The sequence below is a fragment of the Isoptericola sp. NPDC060257 genome, assembly GCF_042726645.1.
Classification (GTDB): domain Bacteria; phylum Actinomycetota; class Actinomycetes; order Actinomycetales; family Cellulomonadaceae; genus Isoptericola; species Isoptericola nanjingensis.
Genome location: NZ_JBHXAW010000461.1, coordinates 1 through 1848, shown reverse-complemented (window position 1 = coordinate 1848; position 1848 = coordinate 1). Strand labels below are relative to the sequence as shown.

Here is a 1848-nt window from a genome sequence, read left to right as displayed (position 1 = left end):
GACCACCGAGGTGCTCCTGGAGGAGTCGATCCTCGGCTGGAAGGAGTACGAGCTCGAGCTCATGCGCGACAAGGACGACAACGTCGTGGTCGTCTGCTCGATCGAGAACGTCGACCCCGTCGGCGTGCACACCGGCGACTCCGTCACCGTCGCCCCCGCGATGACGCTCACCGACCGCGAGTACCAGAAGCTGCGCGACATCGGCATCGCCGTCATCCGCGAGGTCGGCGTCGACACCGGCGGCTGCAACATCCAGTTCGCCGTCGACCCGGACACCGGGCGCGTCATCGTCATCGAGATGAACCCGCGCGTGTCGCGCTCCTCGGCCCTCGCCTCGAAGGCGACCGGCTTCCCGATCGCGAAGATCGCGGCCAAGCTCGCCGTCGGCTACACGCTCGACGAGATCCCGAACGACATCACGCGCGTCACGCCGGCGAGCTTCGAGCCCACGCTCGACTACGTCGTCGTCAAGGTGCCCCGCTTCGCGTTCGAGAAGTTCCCGGCCGCCGACCCGACGCTCACCACGACCATGAAGTCGGTGGGCGAGGCCATGGCGCTGGGCCGCAACTTCACCGAGGCGCTCGGCAAGGCCCTGCGCTCGATCGACAAGGGCGGGGTCTCGTTCCACTGGGACGGCGACGCGCCGTCCGGGGCGGAGCTCGACCAGCTGCTCGCCGAGATCGTGCGACCCACCGAGCACCGCATGGTCGGCGTGCAGCAGGCCCTGCGGGCGGTCGTCGCCGGGCACACGACGCTCGAGGCCGTCTTCGACGCGACGAAGATCGACCCCTGGTTCCTCGACCAGATCCTGCTGATGAACGAGGTCGCCGCCGAGGTGGCCGCGGGCCCGACCCTCACCGAGGACGTGCTGCGCCGCGCCAAGCGGCACGGCCTGTCCGACGTGCAGGTCGCACGGCTGCGCGGCATGGGCCCGGCGGGCGAGGCCACCGTCCGCGAGGTGCGGCGCGCGCTCGGCGTCCGGCCGGTCTACAAGACGGTCGACACCTGCGCCGCCGAGTTCGCGGCCCGCACGCCGTACCACTACTCGTCCTACGACGAGGAGACCGAGGTGGCGCCCCGCGAGCGCGAGGCCGTCATCATCCTGGGCTCCGGCCCGAACCGGATCGGCCAGGGCATCGAGTTCGACTACTCGTGCGTGCACGCCGCCCTGACCCTGTCCGAGCGGTACGAGACCGTCATGGTCAACTGCAACCCGGAGACCGTCTCGACGGACTACGACACCTCCGACCGCCTGTACTTCGAGCCGCTCACGTTCGAGGACGTCCTCGAGGTCTACGAGGCCGAGCTCGCCGCAGGGCCGGTCAAGGGCGTGATCGTGCAGCTCGGCGGGCAGACGCCGCTCGCCCTCGCGCAGCGCCTGGCGGACGCCGGCGTCCCGATCCTCGGCACCTCGCCCGAGGCCATCGACGCCGCCGAGGACCGCGGCATCTTCGGCCAGGTGCTGCTCGACGCCGGCCTGCCCGCCCCCGCGTTCGGCACGGCCCGCTCGCTGGGCCAGGCCCGCGACGTGGCCGAGACGATCGGCTACCCGGTGCTGGTGCGCCCGTCGTACGTGCTCGGCGGCCGCGGCATGGAGATCGTGTACTCCGCCGAGCAGCTCACGGAGTACGTCGAGCGGGCGCTCGCGGCCGCCGCCGCGGACGAGCGCACGGCCGGCGGCCTGCTGCCCGCGCCGCTGCTCATCGACCGCTTCCTCGACGACGCGATGGAGATCGACGTCGACGCCCTGTACGACGGCGAGGAGATGTTCCTCGGCGGCGTCATGGAGCACATCGAGGAGGCCGGCATCCACTCCGGCGACTCCGCGTGCGTGCTGCCGCCGGTCTC

General features: G+C 71.5%; 1 protein-coding gene. It reads left to right on the top strand.

Annotated features, from left to right (window positions below; translation table 11 throughout):
* The coding region (gene carB / locus ACFWEK_RS21295) for a carbamoyl-phosphate synthase large subunit (RefSeq protein WP_430555337.1) at positions 1-1848 on the top strand (1848 nt) is incomplete at both ends.